The organism is Arthrobacter sp. zg-Y895, assembly GCF_020731025.1.
GTDB lineage: Bacteria > Actinomycetota > Actinomycetes > Actinomycetales > Micrococcaceae > Arthrobacter_B.
Window position 1 is genome coordinate 254835 of record NZ_JAJFZY010000004.1, and the last position, 17567, is coordinate 272401.

18 protein-coding genes are annotated in these 17567 nt (G+C 66.8%); 5 read left to right on the forward strand and 13 right to left on the reverse strand.

Annotated features, from left to right (window positions below; genetic code table 11):
* The 3 genes from qcrA to ctaE all read right to left on the reverse strand — a co-directional run bounded on the left by qcrA (position 1) and on the right by ctaE (position 2638).
* Positions 1-1032, reverse strand: a complete 1032-nt coding sequence (qcrA, locus tag LJ760_RS07925) for a cytochrome bc1 complex Rieske iron-sulfur subunit (protein WP_227921506.1) — start codon at positions 1030-1032, stop codon at positions 1-3.
* An 85-nt stretch (positions 1033-1117) separates the two neighbouring features.
* Positions 1118-1918, reverse strand: coding sequence for a cytochrome bc1 complex diheme cytochrome c subunit (gene qcrC / locus LJ760_RS07930; protein WP_227921507.1), 801 nt, complete (start codon positions 1916-1918; stop codon positions 1118-1120).
* Positions 1919-1999: 81 nt separating this feature from the next.
* Positions 2000-2638: an aa3-type cytochrome oxidase subunit III gene (ctaE, locus tag LJ760_RS07935; RefSeq protein WP_227921508.1), complete on the reverse strand. Its 639-nt coding sequence runs from the start codon at positions 2636-2638 to the stop codon at positions 2000-2002.
* 160 nt (positions 2639-2798) lie between these two features.
* On the opposite strand from ctaE, the gene trpD reads away from it, so the two are divergent.
* Positions 2799-3845, forward strand: coding sequence for an anthranilate phosphoribosyltransferase (gene trpD / locus LJ760_RS07940; RefSeq protein WP_227921511.1), 1047 nt, complete (start codon positions 2799-2801; stop codon positions 3843-3845).
* A 29-nt stretch (positions 3846-3874) separates the two neighbouring features.
* Here trpD and LJ760_RS07945 read toward each other — a convergent pair whose 3' ends face one another.
* From LJ760_RS07945 to LJ760_RS07965, 5 genes are read right to left on the reverse strand one after another with little or no spacing between them, the layout of a single operon-like run.
* Entirely contained in the window at positions 3875-4156 is a 282-nt protein-coding gene (locus LJ760_RS07945; RefSeq protein WP_227921514.1) for an Lrp/AsnC family transcriptional regulator, read from the reverse strand.
* 46 nt (positions 4157-4202) lie between these two features.
* Positions 4203-4607, reverse strand: coding sequence for a DUF3054 domain-containing protein (locus tag LJ760_RS07950; protein ID WP_227921518.1), 405 nt, complete (start codon positions 4605-4607; stop codon positions 4203-4205).
* On the reverse strand, positions 4604-5209 hold the full coding sequence (locus LJ760_RS07955) for a TetR/AcrR family transcriptional regulator (protein ID WP_227921526.1): 606 nt from the start codon (positions 5207-5209) through the stop codon (positions 4604-4606). Before LJ760_RS07955 ends, LJ760_RS07950 begins: the two co-directional genes overlap by 4 nt.
* 25 nt (positions 5210-5234) lie before the next feature.
* On the reverse strand, positions 5235-5936 hold the full coding sequence (locus tag LJ760_RS07960) for an ABC transporter ATP-binding protein (RefSeq protein ID WP_227921528.1): 702 nt from the start codon (positions 5934-5936) through the stop codon (positions 5235-5237).
* Positions 5933-7078 (reverse strand): ABC transporter permease, encoded by a 1146-nt coding sequence (locus LJ760_RS07965; protein ID WP_227921530.1) that lies wholly within the window; start codon positions 7076-7078, stop codon positions 5933-5935. Before LJ760_RS07965 ends, LJ760_RS07960 begins: the two co-directional genes overlap by 4 nt.
* 167 nt (positions 7079-7245) lie before the next feature.
* Here LJ760_RS07965 and LJ760_RS07970 point away from each other — a divergent pair, with 167 nt between their 5' ends.
* The gene (locus LJ760_RS07970; protein ID WP_227921532.1) at positions 7246-8340 is read left to right on the forward strand and encodes a lysylphosphatidylglycerol synthase transmembrane domain-containing protein; all 1095 of its coding nucleotides are present in this window, start codon (positions 7246-7248) and stop codon (positions 8338-8340) included.
* Positions 8341-8346: 6 nt separating this feature from the next.
* Here LJ760_RS07970 and LJ760_RS07975 read toward each other — a convergent pair whose 3' ends face one another.
* From LJ760_RS07975 to LJ760_RS07995, 5 genes are all read right to left on the reverse strand, one after another.
* Entirely contained in the window at positions 8347-9132 is a 786-nt protein-coding gene (locus LJ760_RS07975) for an SDR family oxidoreductase (RefSeq protein ID WP_227921536.1), read from the reverse strand.
* A gap of 37 nt (positions 9133-9169) precedes the next feature.
* Positions 9170-9517: a UBP-type zinc finger domain-containing protein gene (locus LJ760_RS07980; protein ID WP_227921538.1), complete on the reverse strand. Its 348-nt coding sequence runs from the start codon at positions 9515-9517 to the stop codon at positions 9170-9172.
* A gap of 167 nt (positions 9518-9684) precedes the next feature.
* Positions 9685-11316 carry a glycoside hydrolase family 13 protein gene (locus tag LJ760_RS07985; protein ID WP_227922757.1) on the reverse strand — a complete coding sequence of 544 codons (1632 nt, stop codon included), beginning with the start codon at positions 11314-11316 and terminating at the stop codon, positions 9685-9687.
* Positions 11317-11423: 107 nt separating this feature from the next.
* The gene (locus LJ760_RS07990; RefSeq protein ID WP_227922760.1) at positions 11424-12671 is read right to left on the reverse strand and encodes a DUF6596 domain-containing protein; all 1248 of its coding nucleotides are present in this window, start codon (positions 12669-12671) and stop codon (positions 11424-11426) included.
* A gap of 2 nt (positions 12672-12673) precedes the next feature.
* Complete coding sequence (locus tag LJ760_RS07995) at positions 12674-13117, reverse strand: YciI family protein (protein WP_227921540.1); 444 nt, start codon at positions 13115-13117, stop codon at positions 12674-12676.
* A 277-nt stretch (positions 13118-13394) separates the two neighbouring features.
* Here LJ760_RS07995 and LJ760_RS08000 point away from each other — a divergent pair, with 277 nt between their 5' ends.
* From LJ760_RS08000 to LJ760_RS08010, 3 genes are all read left to right on the forward strand, one after another.
* The gene (locus LJ760_RS08000; RefSeq protein WP_227921542.1) at positions 13395-15209 is read left to right on the forward strand and encodes an SARP family transcriptional regulator; all 1815 of its coding nucleotides are present in this window, start codon (positions 13395-13397) and stop codon (positions 15207-15209) included.
* Between the two features lie 62 nt (positions 15210-15271).
* Positions 15272-16102 (forward strand): class I SAM-dependent methyltransferase, encoded by an 831-nt coding sequence (locus tag LJ760_RS08005; RefSeq protein ID WP_227921544.1) that lies wholly within the window; start codon positions 15272-15274, stop codon positions 16100-16102.
* A gap of 1114 nt (positions 16103-17216) precedes the next feature.
* Complete coding sequence (locus LJ760_RS08010; protein WP_227911407.1) at positions 17217-17519, forward strand: DUF4193 domain-containing protein; 303 nt, start codon at positions 17217-17219, stop codon at positions 17517-17519.
* Positions 17520-17567: the final 48 nt, after the last annotated feature.

Genomic DNA, 17567 nt, shown 5'->3' on the forward strand with positions numbered 1-17567 from the left:
TCAGCCACGCTCCCAGTAGCTCGGTCCAACAGGTTCTTCGAAGTCGCGCTGGGCGACCAGGTAGCCTTCGCTGTCGACCTCGATCGGCAGCTGCGGCAGTGCGTGCCCGGCCGGTCCGAAGATGACTTTGCATTCCTGCGTGACATCGAAGGTCGACTGGTGGCACGGGCACAGCAGGTGGTGCGTCTGCTGCTCGTAAAGGGCAACCGGGCATCCAACGTGCGTGCAGATCTTGGAGTAGGCGACAATGCCGTCCACTGCCCAGTCTTCGCGTCCGGGGGAGGGGTTCAGGTCCTCGGGGTTCAGGCGCATCAGCAGGACAACGGCCTTGGCCTTTTCCTCAAGCTTGTGCTCGGGGAGATCGTTCAGGCCGTCCGGGATGACGTGGAACGCCGAGCCCAGGGTGACATCCGAAGCCTTAATGGGGGTGCCGCTGGGGTCGCGCACCAGGCGGGTGCCCTCTTTCCACATGGTGTGGCGGAGGGTGTCGCCCGGAAGCGGGCCGAGGTCCCGGAAGACGGCGATGGCCGGCAGCGGTGCCAGGACCATGGCGCCGAGGAGCGTGTTGCGGATCAGGGGACGGCGCTTGATGCCCGTTTCCTCGATGATGTCCCCAACCATCTTCTCCGCGACCACGCGGTCCTCTTCAGGACGGATCTCGTGACGGTCTTCGGTGACCTCGTGGTCCGGCATAAGCGTCTTTGCCCAGTGGACAATACCGACGCCGATTCCGAGCATCGCGAACGCGGTGCCGAGTCCCAGGAGGATGTTCTGCAGCCGCAGTTCAGCGATGCTGGCATCATCCAGGTGGATGCTGAAGTACCCGATGAAAAATACGATGGTGCCGATGATCGACACGATGAACAGGCTCGCCACCTGCCGCTCTGCCCGCTTTTCGGCGCGGGGATTTGTGTCGGCTAGACGAGGGCGGTGTGGGGGAAGTCCCGGATTCTGGAACTTCTCCTCATCTCCCTGGCCAGCCGTAGCGACGGTGCCCGAGGTGTTCGGACTGCCGTGACTATGGTCGCCCATGATCCCCCTCATCCTTCTCTGAAAACTGCATTTATAGACCTATATGTAACTGTGATGTCACCCGTGGAGGTGAGCGCGGCTGTGGTTAGGAAGACCGGGAGGTCAACCAGATGGTGAAAGCGATGATGATTCCCAGACCGGCGGTCCAGATAAACAGACCCTCGGATACCGGACCGAGCGAGCCCAGCTGGGCCCCACCGGGGGAGCCGCTGGATTCGATGTCCTTGAGGAACGTGATGATGTCCTGCTTGTCCTCGGGCGTGATGTTGGTGTCGCTGAAGACAGGCATGTTCTGCGGGCCGGTGACCATGGCCTCGTAGATGTGCTTTTCGCTGACGCCGTCAAGGCTCGGAGCGAACTTGCCCCGGGTCAGTGCACCGCCGGCAGCTGCTGCGTTGTGGCACATGGCGCAGTTCACGCGGAACAGCTCACCGCCGTTGGCGGCTGCCTCTTCGTCGGTGGTGTCCGACTCAAGGTATTCCGAGTCCGGAACCGAAGGTCCGGCACCGAGGCTGGAAACGTAGGCAGCCAGGTCAGCGGTCTGGTCTTCGTCAAACTGGACCGGCTTCTCCTGGGCCTGCGGGCCCTGCATGGCCATCGGCATGCGGCCGGTGCCGACCTGGAAGTCGACCGATGCTGCGCCGACGCCTACCAGCGAAGGACCGTTTTCGGTGCCCGTGGCTTCAATGCCGTGGCACGTTGCACAGTTGGCGACGAAGAGCTTCTCGCCCTCGCTGACGTCTTCGGCAGTGTACGTGGTGGTAGCAGCCTGGGCCTGGTTGGCTCCGTTGGCTACGGCATAGAGACCACCCGTAACGAGGAGTCCCAGCAGCAGCAGCGCGACTGCTGCGAGGGGATGACGCCGCCTTTGCGATAGTGCCTTCACTTCGTAGTTCCTAACTTATGTGGTCTTTGGGAAACTTGTGCCACTTTGAAGTATTTCGTGGGGTGCGATCCTCAAGCAGTGTTACTTGAGGAAGTAAATGATGACGAACAGGGCAATCCAGACCACATCAACGAAGTGCCAGTAGTACGAGGTTACGATCGCCGAAGTTGCTTCGAAGTGTCCGAAGCGCTTGGCGGCGTAGGCACGGCCGATGATGAAGAGGAACGCGATCAGGCCGCCGGTCACGTGCAGGCCGTGGAAACCGGTGGTGAGGTAGAACGCGGAACCGTAAGAGTTCGACGAGAGGGAGACGCCTTCAGACACGAGCATGGCGTATTCGTAGGCCTGTACGGAGACGAAGATGGCTCCGAGTACGAAGGTCAGCAGGAACCACTCAGTCATGCCCCAACGGGAGAACTTCAGGAGCCCTCCGGTGCGGCGTGCCTGAAGTCGTTCTGCAGCGAAGACGCCGAACTGGCAGGTGAAGGAGCTGGAAACAAGGATCACCGTGTTCACGAAAGCGAACGGAACGTTCAGCTTCTCGGTCTCCATGGCCCACAGATCGCTCGAGACCGAGCGAAGGGTGAAATACATGGCGAAGAGAGCAGCAAAGAACATCAGTTCGCTGGAGAGCCACACCACGGTTCCTACGGAAACCATATTGGGGCGGTTCAGCGTGGGGTGAGCCGGGGTACTGGGGGCATGGGTCGCTGTTGTCACATAGACATTATGGCGGTAAAACTGCCCAGTTCTCCAACAGATCAGGGCCGACGGCGCGTCCAAAGTCGGCCGCGACGCCCCGGATCCCTGTATTGGCGCGGAAATAGGCCTCACAGAAAGAAATCAGCTTTTTCTACGAAACGTAGATAACCTAGGGTGTGTGACTACGATTCCGAGTTCCGGTGACACCTGGCCGAGCCTGATTAATGCCCTCATTGGAGGCGAAAACCTCTCCACCGAGCAGACCCGATGGGCGATGGCCACCATCATGGCCGGCAACGCCACGGACTCCCAGATTGCAGGGTTCCTGGTGGCGCTGCGGGCCAAGGGTGAAACCGTGGATGAGCTCACCGGGCTGGTCGAGGCCATGGTTGCCAGTGCCCGGCCGATCAACATCCCGGGGGAGACCCTCGACATCGTGGGCACCGGCGGGGACCGCCACAACACCGTCAATATTTCCTCCATGGCTGCCCTCGTGTGTGCCGGAGCGGGCGCGAAGGTGGTCAAGCACGGAAACCGTGCTGCGTCGTCGGCCTCCGGATCCGCGGACGTTATTGAAGCGTTGGGGGTCCGGTTGGATCTCTCCGTGGAGCGGGTGGCGCAGGCTGCTGTTGAAGCCGGCATTACGTTCTGCTTTGCCCAGGTCTTCCACCCGTCCATGCGCTTCGCCGCCGTACCGCGCCGCGAGATGGGGGTGGCCACGGCCTTCAACTTCATGGGGCCGCTGACGAATCCGTCCAACCCCAGCGCGTCGGCCATTGGTGTCGCAGACGCCCGGCTGGCACCGCTGATGGCCGGCGTGCTCGCCCGGCGCGGTGTGCGCGCCCTGGTGTTCCGCGGCGGCGACGGGCTGGACGAGATGACCACCACCGGTGTCTCTACCGTCTGGGAAGTCCGTAACGGTGCCGTAGAGGAGTCCGTAGTGGATCCCTTGGATCTCGGGATCAGCCGGGCCACGCTGGAGGATCTGCGGGGCGGTGACGCCGCCGCGAATGCGGCAGTGGTGCGAAGCGTGCTGGCGGGGGACAAGGGGCCGGTGCGGGACGCCGTCGTACTGAACGCGGCCGCGGCTCTGGTGGCCCTGGACAGCGAGGCGGACGGCCCGCTGATTGACCGGCTGTCCCGCGCCCTGGTCCGTGCCTGCGACTCGATCGACAGCGGTGCCGCGCAGGCGGCGCTGGACCGATGGGTGGCCGTTACGCAGTAAGCGTCGGCGGGCAGGCCGCCGGAGGTTTGCTAGCTGTCGAAGCCCAGTGAGAACGCCGCGTCCAGGTCATGCTGCGAGTAGGCACGGAACGCGATCTGCGTGGTGGTTCCGATCACGCCGTCGACCTTGGACAGGCGGTTGGCAATCGCATCGGCGAGGTCCTCGTGGCGCTGCACCCGTGCGATGGCAATCAGGTCGCATTCGCCGGTCACTGAGTAGACCTCGCTGATGCCGTCGATCTCGGAGATTTCCTCGGCGCATTCCGGGATCCTGGCTGAGTCGGTCTGGATGAGTACAAAAGCGGTGATCATGGAGGGCCTTCCCTGCGGGTGGTATCGACTGATGCTTTCTTTGAGCCTAGTGGATGGAACGGTGCCGGCGGCGGGACATAACTGTCCACACCGCGCGCTGGCCGAGCAGGAACACCCCGAGCACGGCGAGGGTGACCACCTGGAAGCTGACGGCGGTGCCGCCGCCGGCCAGCGCACGGATACCCAGGCCGGCGGCTACGGTTCCGAGCCAGATGACGACGCCGTCGGGCCATAGCCGTGCCGGACGCCGCCAGGCGCGCATGGCCGTCCACGAGAGCAGGCAGGCCGCCAGGAACGGCAGTGCGGTGGTGAGGATGCCGAGTACGGCCAGGCCGTGTTCGTGGCTTTGCCGGCCGAGGGCGGCGAAAACGACGATGAGGACGAGGTCTGCGGCCAGGACCCAAGGCCAGGTCCGGACGGTCGGGGCAGGTCGGACGGTCGTGTCTGTCATGGGGTGCCCTCCCGGGCGGGGATAGTGCGGTTTTCGCGGACGTAGGGGCCGAGGAGTTCCCGGACGCGCTCCTCGACCGTCTCCGGCCCGGTGCCGGACTCCAGCAGCCTGGTGGACGAATGCACGATGGCGTTGATGAGCTCGGCCGTCACCGGGGGATCCGGAACCCCCATCGAGCTCAGCGTCTCCACCAGCGGAGTAAGCAGCTGGCGGTGCATCATGGCACTTTGGTTGTCCAGTTCCTCGCCGGGGGCGACGGCGGCCAGCGCGTTGCCGACCGCGTGCTCACCCTCCGCGACCAGGCGGATGTTCGTCAGCACGTAGGCCATGATGCGGTCCGCGGGTTCCTGCTCCGCATCCATGGCTTCCCGCACCCGCTGCGTCCAGCGAGGGAAAACGTCCAGCACCAGGGCATGGAGGAGATCCTGGCGGGACTTGTAATACTGGTAGGCGCTCGGACGGGCAAGGCCCGCCAGCGCGGCCACTTCGGCCATGCTGGGGGCCTCGCCGGTGCGGGCCAGGAGGGTACGTGCCGCGTCCAGCAGCGCCCGCTGCTGTGCCGCCCGGTGTTCGGCCACCGTGGGGGCAGTGATTCGGGGCACTTATGCCCTCCTGTTCGTGCTGTGGCTAGCTTGAGAGGCGTCCATCCACCATCTCGACGACGCGGTCGCAGTGGTGCAGGACGTCGTGATCGTGCGTCACCATAACTGTAGCAACGCCGCGCTCATGGGTTTCCCTGGCCAGCAGGGCAACCACGTCCTGGCTGCGGGCGCGGTCCAGTGCAGCGGTGGGCTCGTCCACGAGCAGCAGTGACGGCCGGTTCACGAGCGAACGCGCAATCCCGACCCGCTGGCGTTCACCACCGGACAGCTGGTCGGGCCGGCTCCGGGCCTTGTGGTCCATGCCCACTGCCGCCAGGAGCTCCAGCGGGTCGAGAGTGTCCCGGGTGCCGGCAAGCTTTTGCATCAGGCGCAGTTGTTCCGCCGAATTCAGCGCCGGAATCAGGTTTCCGGACTGGAACACGAAGCCGATCTCCTGCAGGCGGAACCGGGCCCGGGCCGCCTTGCCCAAGGTGGCCAGATCCACTCCGTTGACCCGGACGGTCCCGGAATCGGGGATGGTGAGGGCTCCGGCCACGGCCAGCAGGCTGGACTTTCCGGCGCCGGACGGGCCGACGACGGCGACCATCTCACCGGGCCGGACGGTCAGCGACACGTTAGCCAGGGCCTGCACCGTGCTGTCACCGTCGCCCAGGGCGAGGTTTGCGGAGTCGATCAACAGTCCGCCGGTACGCGTGCCGGGGGAACGTTCTTCAGTGGCGGTGCTCATCTCTGTCCTCCAAGGGCTGCAAGGGGATCTACGCGGGAAATCCGGACGATGGCCAGGGCAGCGCCCGCCAGGCCCAGGACGATCGTCAGCATCGTGGCCGTCAGGATGGGGGTGGCCTCAAGGGCGAACGGCATTGCCGTACCGCTCAGCCCGGCACCCATGGCGAGGCCGGCGAGAATGCCGACAACGGTGGAGGTCACCAGGATGATGGCTGCCTGGAGCAGTCCGTCACGCAGCAGGTATCCGGTGGAGGCGCCTACGGCGCGCAGCACCGCGAGCTCGTGCTTGCGCTGGATGGTCCAGACCGTGAAGAACGCGCCCACCACAAGGGCGCAGATGGCGTACAGGAAGATCTGGATCATTTCCAGGGTCATGGTTTCGGCGGAGTATCCGGGGGAGGCGTTGAAGGACTCCGCCAGGGTCGAGGTGACTGTTCCGGCGGCTTCGTCGCCGGCGGCGAAATCGAGGTCCGCGCCGTCGGCTGCCTTCAGGGCAACCGTGCTGGCGGTGTCGAAGTCAACGCCGGACACGGTGTCAGCGGTCGGCGCCCCGGGAGTACTCTGGCCGCTGGCCAGGTACTGCCAGGTGTCCAGCGGGAGGTAGCCCACGTTGACGTGACCGAAAGTCGCCTGCCCGTCGGTGTAGCCCACAACGGTCAGCTCGACGCCGATGCGCTCCAGGGTGACGACGTCACCGATGTGCAGGCCTTCTTCGGCTGCAGTGGCTGACACCACTATCTCGTTCGGGGCGGCAATGCTGCGTCCTTCGCCGACCTTCGGGGCCAGGAAGGAACCGGGCTCGATCCCGAACAGGGCCAGGTCAACCTGGGTGCCGGTGCCGGTGGTGCCGTTCATCATGGCGGTGCCCATCAGGGCGGCCTCTTCCACGCCGGGCTGCCCGGCCCAGACGGCGGCCTGGTGCTCGTCCACCACGCTGCGGGAAAAGGCGTTATCGGTCTTGGTGCCCTCGTTGAAGGCGAAGGCGGTGGCCGGCATGGCTTTCAGGCCGGACACGCCGTCGTTGACGAGTCCGGAGGACAAGCCTGATAGAAGGACCATAAGGACGGCGATGAGGGCGACGACGCCACCCATCAGTCCGAACCTGGCCCGGGCGAAACGCAACTCTCGAAGCGCTAGGAACATCGGAACCCCTTGGTGAATTGCTGGAACTGTTGCCAACACGATGTCGGTAACATACCAACATCATGTCAGAAAGGGCACGCCGAGGCGAAATGCGCGTGTTGCGCCTTGCCTGCCCGGACAAAGACCGGGGGCTGGCATGGATGCAGACTGTCTGCTGTGCTTGAACCATGCCTAGGCACTGCTTCTCGGCACGCGGTTCCCGGCATTCGTCCAGCCGCCGGCGGTATCTGCGCGCGATGGCGGTGGGCGTGGTGCTGGTGCTGGTCTTCGAATACGCGGTCCTGCCGCAGCTGGTCGGTATCGACAACGTCCTGCGGTCCTTGGCCGGATTGCCGCTGATAGTGCTGGTGGGTGCTTTGTGCCTGGAGGTCACCTCCTGGCTGAGCTACAGCGCCCTGACGCGGGTGGTACTACCCGGCTCCTCGCGGCCGTCCTATTTCACGCTGGTGCGGATCGACCTGTGTGACACCGCCATTAACCACGTGGTGCCGGGCGGGGGAACGACGTCGGCCGCTGCCCGGTTCCGGCTGCTCACCCTGTCCGGGACTCCGCCGCAGGATGCGCTCAGCGCGGCAACCATCCAGGTGCTGGGAGCGAACCTGGTTCTCGGTGCGCTGTTTGGTATCGGGTTGCTGTCCATGCTCGGGCAGGTGAACGTCAGCGGCTATTACGCGGCCGCCGGGTCCGTGGTGCTGGCACTGTTCGTGCTTGTCGTAGCTCTGCTCACCGTCCTGGACCGGCATCTCGCGGGAGCGGTGCGGGTGGTGCGGTCGGTGGCAGGAGCGGTTCCGCTGATGCATCCGGACAGTGCCGAAAAATTTGTCCGGACGGTGGCCGGCGAAACACAGATGTTCCGTGCACAGCCGCGCCGGCTTCTTGCCGGAGTGGCGCTTGCGGCGCTGCGCTGGCTTCTGGACGCAGCCTGCCTGTGGGTGCTGGTGGCCGCGTTTGGCCATGTGCTGGGGCCGGGGGAGCTGCTGGTCGCTTATTCCCTGGCCGGGCTGGTGTCGATGGTGCCGCTGACCCCCGGCGGGGTAGGGCTGGTGGAGGGGCTGCTGGTCCCCACTCTCACCGGATTCGGCGCACCGTCACACGTGGCGGTCCTGGGGGTCCTGTCCTGGCGGATCCTGCAGTTCTGGTTGCCGATCCCCGTAGGGGCGCTGGCCTATGTGTCAATGCGGCTGGGCGTGCTGCGCCGGGCGGGCCGCCGGCGCCGGGAGATAGTCCTCACCGGCGCCAACGGTTCCGCCGATGGGCGGTGAGGCAGGTTAGGACCAGATGTCGTCGCCGCGCAGCGTGGCGTCGGCGCCGCCGTCGGTGTAGATGGTCTGTCCCGTGGTGTGGGTGTTCTCTTCGGAAGTCAGCCAGATCAGGAGGCGGGCAATAACTTCCGGTTCCGAGTGGCCGTTCAGCGGCATGGGCACGTTGGCGTCCACCATGGCCCGGCCTTCAGGGGTGGACAGCAGGTCGCGCGTCATGGCGGAGAGCACGGTGCCCGGTGCAACCGCATTCAGCGGAATTCCGGCGCCGGCAAAGGCGGGGGTGATGCTCTCGCGGCGGACCCAGCGGCTCAGGGCCCGCTTGCTGGACGGGTAGTTCAGGTAGCCGGTCTGGGGGCCGTTGTCGGCAAGCGCCTGGCCGATCCGCAGGGCTTCCTCTTCGTTGCCGGCGAGCATGGCGTCGACAAGTTCGGGGGAGTTGGGCTGCAGGCTCGCCATGGAGCTGACGACGGCGGCGCGCGGGGCGCTGCTCTTGGCCAGGGTCGGGGCCAGTTCGGTCAGGAAATCCGTGACACCGAAGAAGTTCACGGCAACGGTGATGGGTGCCGGGGCGGAAATGCCGGCGCACGCGATGACCGCGTCGACGTTCCCGCCGGCAAGTTCCACGGCCTTCGCGACGGCGGCGGAGCGGCCCTCGGGCTTGCTCAGGTCAGCTTCGACGTCGGCGTTGCGCAGGTCGACGCCAATGACGGTGTTGCCGCGTTCCTTCAGGATGGCGGCGGTTGCTGCTCCGATGCCCGAGGCGGATCCGGTCACAATATAGGTTCTAGTCATGTTTACAGTGTAGACCTGTCAGCCTCGCCCCGGCATTTCAGTGCAGCAGCTCCTGCCAGCCCGGCGGCACCCGGCCGGCCGGTCCGGGAACAGACTGGCTGCTCGGATGGTGGGCCGGCGGGGCCAGCTCCGGTCCGGCGAAGACGGAGGACTCCGCATAGTTCCAGAACCAGTCCTCCCCGGGTTCGAAGCTGCGGATCACGGGATGCCCGGTCTGCTGTTCGTGAAGGGTGGCGTGCTGCCCGGGGGAGCTGTCGCAGCAGCCGATGTGCCCGCATTCGGCACACCGGCGCAGGTGGTACCACCACCCCTGCTGCTCGGCGCATTCCACGCAGCCCGGGCCGCTGGGCGGAACTGAAACGTTGATACCGGGGATCGGGTCCATGACGGACCTCCTTTTAGGTACGGGCGGATCATCAGTACCGGCCGGCATACGGGGATGCCGTCCCCACCACGGTAGCCACCCGGCCGTCCCCGTCAACAGGTGGCGGACGGAACAGGTCCCGGACGCAACAGGTGCCGGCGGAACAGGACCCGGGACCGGGGTCCGGGCTAGGCCAGCCAGACGGTGGTATCGGGCGGCAGCAGGCCGCCCTCGAGCGCCCCGCTGCTGAGCAGCACGGACCCCTCCGGCAGCTGGATGGCTTCGGCACCGAAGTTGGTGATGCTCTGCCAGCCGCCGGGCCGCCGGAAGTGCAGCACGGTGGCCGGACTGTCGAGCCAGTCGAGTTCCTCCGGACCCTGCTGCTTTCCGCGCAGTTCCAAGGCCCGGCGGTAGAAATTCAGGTTCGAGTCCCCGTCCTGCTCCTGGGCGGATACGGCAGCCCGCGCGAAGTCCCCGGGCTGGGGCAGATGGGCGGAGCCGGTGCCGAAGCCGAAGGACGGACCTTCCGCGGTCCAGGGCAGGGGCACCCGGCACCCGTCACGGCCCTTGTCCACACCCGCATTGCGGTGGAACGTGGGATCCTGCCGGTCCGCGTCCGGGATCTCCGCCACTTCGTGCAGGCCCAGTTCCTCCCCCTGGTACAGGTAGGCCGAGCCGGGCAGCGCGAGCATCAGCAGCGTGGCGGCCCGCGCCCGGCGCAGGCCCAGCTCACGGTCCAGCGCCGGCTCGGTGCCGCCCGAAAAGACCCACGCTTTTCCGTCCTGCCCTTTTTGGCTGCCCGCCGGAGCGGGCGGCAGGCCGTAACGCGTGGCGTGCCGGACGACGTCGTGGTTGGACAGCACCCAGGTGGAGGAGGCCCCGGTGGCGGCGGCCTGGCCCAGGTTGGCGGTGATGATCTCCCGGATCCGGGCGGCGTCGAAGTCCGCCTGGAGCAGGTCGAAGTTGAACGCCTGGCCCAGGCCTTCGGGGCTGGCGTACCGCCCGCGGCGCGAGGCATGCACCCAGGCCTCGGCCACCGCCGTGCGCGGAGGATCGTACTCGTTGAACAGCTTCCGCCACTCGGCATAGATTTCGTGGACCTCGTCACGGTCCCAGAACGGGTGGCCGCCGTCGACGCCGTCACCTTCCGGCGTCAGCTCGGCGCTGGTTGCCAGGGGCTCAGTAAGGTCCTTGGCCAGTGCGTGGGCCACATCGATCCGGAAGCCGTCCACGCCGCGGTCGGCCCAGAAGCGCAGGGTGGTGAGGAACTCCGCGCGCACCTCGGGGTTCTCCCAGTTGAAATCGGGCTGTTCCGGGGCGAACAGGTGCAGGTACCACTGCCCGTCCGGCACCTGCTCCCAGGCGCTGCCGCCGAAGACGGACTGCCAGTCCGACGGCGGCAGGGACCCGCCGGGTCCTGTTCCGTCCCGGAAGATGTACCGGTTGCGGGCGGGGGAGCCCTTGGGGGACGCCAGTGCTTCCCGGAACCAGGCGTGGCGGTTGGAGGAGTGGTTGGGGACGATGTCCACGATCAGTTTGATGCCGGCGGAGTGCAGGGCCGCAGCCAGGTCATCGAAGTCGTCCAGGCCGCCCAGGCGCGGATCGACGGCGCGGTAGTCGTCGACGTCGTACCCGCCGTCGGCGAGCGCCGAGGGGTAGAACGGGCTCAGCCAGACGGCGTCGACCCCCAGCTGCGCAAGGTACGGAACCTTGGCCGTGATGCCGGGCAGGTCACCGAGGCCGTCTGCGTTCGAGTCCGAGAAGCTGCGCGGATAGATCTGGTAGACGGCGGCCTGCCGCCACCAGTGCGGATCCTTCATCGGGTCGGCGTGGATTGGCTGCGCGGAAGCGGTCAAGGCGGTCCTTCGGGTATGCGGCGTATAAGCGTTCCCTGGACTCTACCAACGGGCGTGGCGCAGCTGACATCTCAGGGAGCGGCGGCCCGGCGTTCGAGCACCTCCCGTTCGCGGCGGTTCCGGGTCAGGGCTGCGGCAGCTGAAAACTCGGCCCGGGCCTCCTCCGTCCGGCCAAGCCTTGCCAGCAGCTCGGCCCGCACACTGGGCAACAGGTGGGATCCCTGCAGTGCACCTTCGGCCGCCAGGCGGTTCACGATGACCAGGGCGGCTTCCGGGCCGGTGGCCATGGACACTGCCACCGCCCGGTTCAGTTCAACCACCGGACCGGGGGAGAGCCGGCCCAGTGCTTCGTAGAGCAGCACGATGCGGGGCCAGTCCGTAAGCTCGGGCCGTGCGGCCGTGGCGTGGCACTGCGCAATAGCGGCCTGCAGGGCATAACTCCCGCGTGCGCGGCCGAGCTCCTGTGACAACCCGTCGGCACGGGCAAGGCCTGCGATGCCGCGTTGGACCTGCGCCCGGTCCCAGCGGGTGCGGTCCTGGTCCGCCAGCAGGACGGGCGCACCGCCGGGACCGGTGCGGGCGGCGAAGCGGGAGGCGGAGAATTCCATCAGGGCCACCAGCGCGTGTGCCTCCGGTACCCGGGGGACCAGCCCGGCGAGGATCCTTCCGATCCGCAGCGCTTCGTTCGCCAGGTCCGGCCGGGTCCAGGTCTCGCCGCTGGTCGCCGCGTACCCTTCGGTGAACATCAGGTAGATGACATGCAGCACCCCGCGCAGCCGCGGGGTCCACTCATTGGGCTCCGGCGGTTCAAAGGGAACCCTCGCCGCCGCCAGGGTTTTCCGGGCCCGGACAATGCGCTGCTGCACGGTGGCGGTGGGGACCAGGAACAGCCGGGCAATTTCGTCGGTGCGCAGCGACCCCACCACCCGCAGAGTCAATGCAATCTGTGCCTCCGTGGAGAGCACCGGATGGCAGGCCGTGAACAGCAGCCGAAGCACATCGTCGGGCAGCGGGTCCCACTCCGGGGCTGCCTCGTCCTGCGCCCGGCGTGCCAGCATCTCGTAGCGGTCCTGGAGTTGCTCGGCCCGCCGCCACCTGTCGATGGCCCGGCGCTTGGCCACCGCGCTGATCCAGGCACCGGGGTTACGGGGAATGCCGGTTCCGCTCCATGAGACCAGGGCCTCGGCGACGGCGTCCTGCGCGGCGTCCTCGGCAAGGCCGACGTCGCCGGTCACCCGGGCCAGGGCGGCCACAATCCGGGCGCCTTCGATGCGCCACAGGGCATCGAGGCGTCCCCGGACTGCTGCCGCGGAATCCACGGCTATTTGTTCCCCGCGTTCAGGTTCTCCTCTTCCGAACGCCACAGTTCTTCCTTCCGGATGTACTCGTTGTCCGCAAAGTCGGCGAAATCGTTGGCTTCATGCACGCGCCGGACCTCGAGTTTGGACCCGGGCCCAAGCGGTGCGCGGCTGGCCCACTCCGCGGCCTCCTCGCGGGAGCCCACCTGGACAATCCAGAACCCGTTGAACAGCTCGTGGGTTTCACCGTAGGGGCCGTCGGTGACCAGCGGCGGATCCTCGGAGAAATCCACCACCAACCCGCTGCCCTCCGAGACGTCTGCCAGGCCTTCGCCGCCGATCATCACTCCGGCATTGATCATCGACTCGTTGTACGCACCCATCTGGTTGATGATCTGCTCAAACGGGATGTCCTTGGATGCCTGCAGCGCCTCGTCCGTGGCCCGCATGATGAACATGTACTTCATGGCACTCTCCTTGCTGCTTGTTCCGTAGAAGGTGCTGATGCGCCTCCTACTATGACGTCGAACGGGCAGCGTGGATATCGACAGCGCAGAAGAATTTTCCTGGCGCAGAGCGGATCTATTGCGCGGGCTCCCAGTCCGTGCGGCACGCTAACCTCACCGGGGCCGGCACGCAACGGGCAGCGCCAGGCCCGTCGGTTCGTGCGGACGACGGCGTTGCCCGCAGCGTGGTTGCGTCCCGGCCTTTCGGCGTGCCGGGCCTGGTCCTACAGTGTGGTGCATGGCCGGGATTAAGGTGCGCCTCCTGGGGCCGCCGTCGATCGAGTGCCCAGCCGGTGACGGGAGGCAGCCCCGTGGCCGAAAGGGTTGGGGGCTGCTCACCTATCTGCTGCTGCACCGCATTCCCACACCGCGCGGCCAGCTGGCCGCGATGCTGTTCCCGGATGCCGGGGATCCGCTCGGGGCGCTGCGCTGGCACCTGTCGGACCTGCGCCGCGTGCTGGGCCCAGGGTCGGTGCTGCAGGGCGACCCGCTGATCCTGCGGCTGCCGCCGTCGTCGTCCTGCGACGCCGATACCGCCGCACCCTGGTCAGCGGACACCGCGTCCGCCGAACTGCTCGAACGGCTGGAGTTCGCCGACTGCCCCGGCTTCGATACCTGGCTAACCGTGGAACGCCACCGGCTGCGGCACTTCGTCGAAACAGCGGCCTACGAAAGGGGGTTGGCTGCCCTCGCCGACGGCGATACCGGGACTGCCGTGCAGTTCGCCGGGCAGGCCGTTCGCCTGGACCAGCTGAACGGTGACTTCCATGCGCTGCTTGTCCGCGCCCTCCTGGCCGGCGGGGACCGCAGCGGAGCCCGGGACCAGGCCACCCGGTGCGCCCGCCTTTTTGCCGAACACCTTGGCCTGGGCATGCCCGCTGAAGTCCAGCAGGCACTGGCCGCCCCGGATGTCAGGATCACCGCTCTGCCAGCCACCGCCGTCGCGGTCAGGTCCTATCTGGAAGCGGCTGCGTCCTGCCTCGCCGCCGGTGCCGCCACACCCGCGTTGGCGCACCTGCGGGTGGCCGGCGGCCTGGCGGAACGGACCCGGAACCGCCAGCTGCAGGCCGAGGCACTCCTGGCCCTGGCCGGAGCCCTGATTCACGGCGCCGGCGGCCGCGGCGCCGAGGTCGCCGACCTGCTGCACCGCGTGGTGTCCCTCTCCGGGCCGGACGGCAGTCCTGCCGTGCAGGCTGCCGCGTACCGGGAACTGGGATTCCTCGCCGTACAGCGCGGCTTCCCGGCGAGCGGGCTGCGCTGGCTGGCCCGGGCGTTGGCGCTGGCGTCGGCAGCCGGACTGACGGACGAAACGGCCAGGGTACTGGGCGTCCGCGGAATGCTGGCCACCGATACCGCTGACTATCCCGCAGCCGCCGAAGCGCTGGCCGGATCGGCGGGTCTGAGCACCGCTGGCGGCAACCTCCGGCAGGAGGCGTTCGCCCGTGCCATGCTGGGCCGGCTATACCTGCTGACCGGGCACCACCGCACCGCCGCTGAGCAACTCGACGCGTCCCTGATGCTCCTTGCAAGTGAGCACTGGGCGGCGTTCCGACCGCTGGTGGAGGCACTGAGAAGCGAGGCATATTTGTTTTCCGGCGATTCGTTGGAAGCGGCGGAGATGGCCGACCATGCGGTCGCGCTGGCCGGGGCGTTTGGGGACCGCTGTTATCTGGACTCGGCGTTCCAGGCCAAGGCCCGGGTCCTGCTGACTGCCGGCGAACGGGCTGCTGCGGAAGAGTGGATCCGCCGCGGGCTGCGCCCCGACCCCTGGTACCGCTGGTTCCGGGGACGGAACCTGGACTTCGCCTGCACGGTGTCGCTGCATTCGGATCCCCCGCTGGCACTCGTGTACGCACGGGAACTCAGCGAGTTGTCCAGCCGCTACGGCCACGACGAGCTCACTGTCCGGGCCTACTCGTTCCGGGCGGCGCTGGGGGACTCGGCCGTGGAAACAGCTATTCCGCTGCTGGCCGCCCGGATCACCAATCCCCGGCTGCGGGGTGACCTGGCCGGCCTTGCACACGGCACCGCACACGCCGGGGTCGAACACTGACAGGGTCAGGCAGCACAAAGGGGCGGAATGCAAGACCCCTCAAACGCAAGGACGTGAGGATCATGACGGACACACAAACCAGCCCCGACCGGGAACTGAAAGCGAGGCTCCGGGCGGTATGGGCGCTCGGGAACTATACGGCCGTGGCCACCGAGATCATTCCCGGCCTGGGCCCGGTGCTGGTGGAGGCCTGCGCTATTACGGACCGGGATGAGGTCCTGGACATCGCGGCGGGTACGGGCAACGCAGCAATTGTCGCTGCGGAGACCGGCGCCGACGTGACAGCCTCGGACCTGACACCGGAACTCCTCGAATCGGGCAAGCGGATAGCGCAGTCCCGGGGCGCGCACCTGAACTGGGTGGTGGCCGACGCCGAATCGCTTCCGTTCGCGGACGGCTCCTTCGACGCGGTGATGTCCTGCGTCGGAGTGATGTTCGCTCCGCACCACGGGCAGACGGCGTCTGAAATGGTGCGTGTGTGCCGGCCCGGCGGAAGGATCGGACTGATCAACTGGACCCCGGAAGGATTCATCGGGCGCATGTTCGCCACCATGAAGCCGTACGCGCCGCCTCCGCCTCCCGGAGCGCAGCCGCCGCCGTTGTGGGGAAACCCCGAGCATGTGGAGTCTCTCCTGGCCGGCAAGGTGCAGGATTTCACCGCCGAACGCCGGACCCTGCGTGTTGACCGGTTCGCGACCCCGGCGGACTTCCTGGGCTTCTTCAAAGCGAACTACGGTCCCACCATCGCCGTGTACAAATCGCTTGCGGACAGCCCGGAGCGCGCTGCTGCACTGGATGAGGCGCTGCTGGAGCTGGTGAGGGGGTTCAGCGCCGGCACCGGCAACACGGCCATGGACTGGGAGTACTTGCTGGTGACGGCGAAGCGCGCCTAGGGGAGTGGGCCTAGGGGAGTGGACCTAGGAGCTGGGCTGGGAGCTGGCCTGGCCCGGCCCAGCAGTCCCGCCGGGCACAGCGTCCCACTGAGTGGGGCGCATGTGGCTGGAGGGTTCACATCTTTCCCATGCGTCACAGACCTCGGGATCCTGCGGGAATCAGCCGCACAGGTGGAACGGACCGGCGTCAGAGGAACGGGCCGGCGTCCGGCGTCCGTCCTGACCCTTCGCCTGACCCCGGACGGCCGTCCCGACCCGAAAAGTACGGCACAGGAGGGAATCCTGCCGACGGAACCTACGGCACAGGAGTCGTCGCCGCACGAAGCCTGCGTCCCGTGAACGCATCCAGAGCTTTCCGGGCGAGCGAGGTCCTCCGGACTGAGGGACCGGCCCCCGGGGGACCCCCTTCTCAACGCTAGTTGACATAATGTAGATTATCGGCGTTATAAACGGGGTGCCGGAAGTGGCGTAAACCACAGATATTCCCCGATCGTCCATCCGGCCCCGATTGCCCGCTAATCCCCCGTTTTCGCCGTTTTTCGTAATCTTCAAGCGTCCGGGCTTTTCAGTGCTGGCTCCGCCCCGGATGCCGTCTGCAATGAAAGGCCGCCACGGCTGACGCCTCAAAAACGGCTGACCAGGTCCGACGCTTTCCGTCCCCTTGGAGCCCCATGCGCCGCTGCGTACTCAGTTGACATAACGTCCCCCGGGAACCCGGCTGGGTCATCTGCGCGGCTTTACATAACCGCCCGCCTACTCCTGCCCTGCCCGGGAAACCGTCCGACCTGGTCGCGCGGATTTCAGCTGACGCCACCCTCGCAAGGCGTACCGTCGCGGGTTGACATAATGCCCGGGCTTGCTGCTCAGACGGGACTACGCGGCTTAACATAACCGGAGGCGTAACGCTGCCCTTCCCTGCTCTCCAGCGGGTCGTGGCCCGGGCAGCCGCGGGCATGAAAGCGGGAATACAAAGTTCCGACGGGACGTTGATCACTTTCCTGCCGTATTTTGTCATCCGTGGTCCGCCACGCCTGTACGGTTTGGTGCAGCGACTTTCGTTGCCCTATATGATCTACGCTTCACCCCCCCACAATCAGGAGATAAGCACAAGAAAATGGCTACCGATTACGATGCCCCGCGCGTCAAGGAAGAAGACCAGCACACAGACTCCCTCGAGGGTCTGAAAGCTCAGCAGCGTGGCGGAGCGATGACTGCAGTCATCGATGTCGAAGAGTCAGACGCCATTGACGGTTTTGACCTTCCGGGTGCGGATCTTTCCGGCGAGGAACTGCTCATCAAGGTGGTTCCCCCGCAGGCAGACGAGTTCACCTGCATGTCCTGCTTCCTCGTACGCCACCGTTCGCAGATTGCCCGCGAAAAAAACGGCGAGGCCTACTGCGTGGACTGCGAGGGCTAGTCACGCCCCGAGCCGCACAGCCGGGTTTCGCCAGACGGCGGGCCCGGC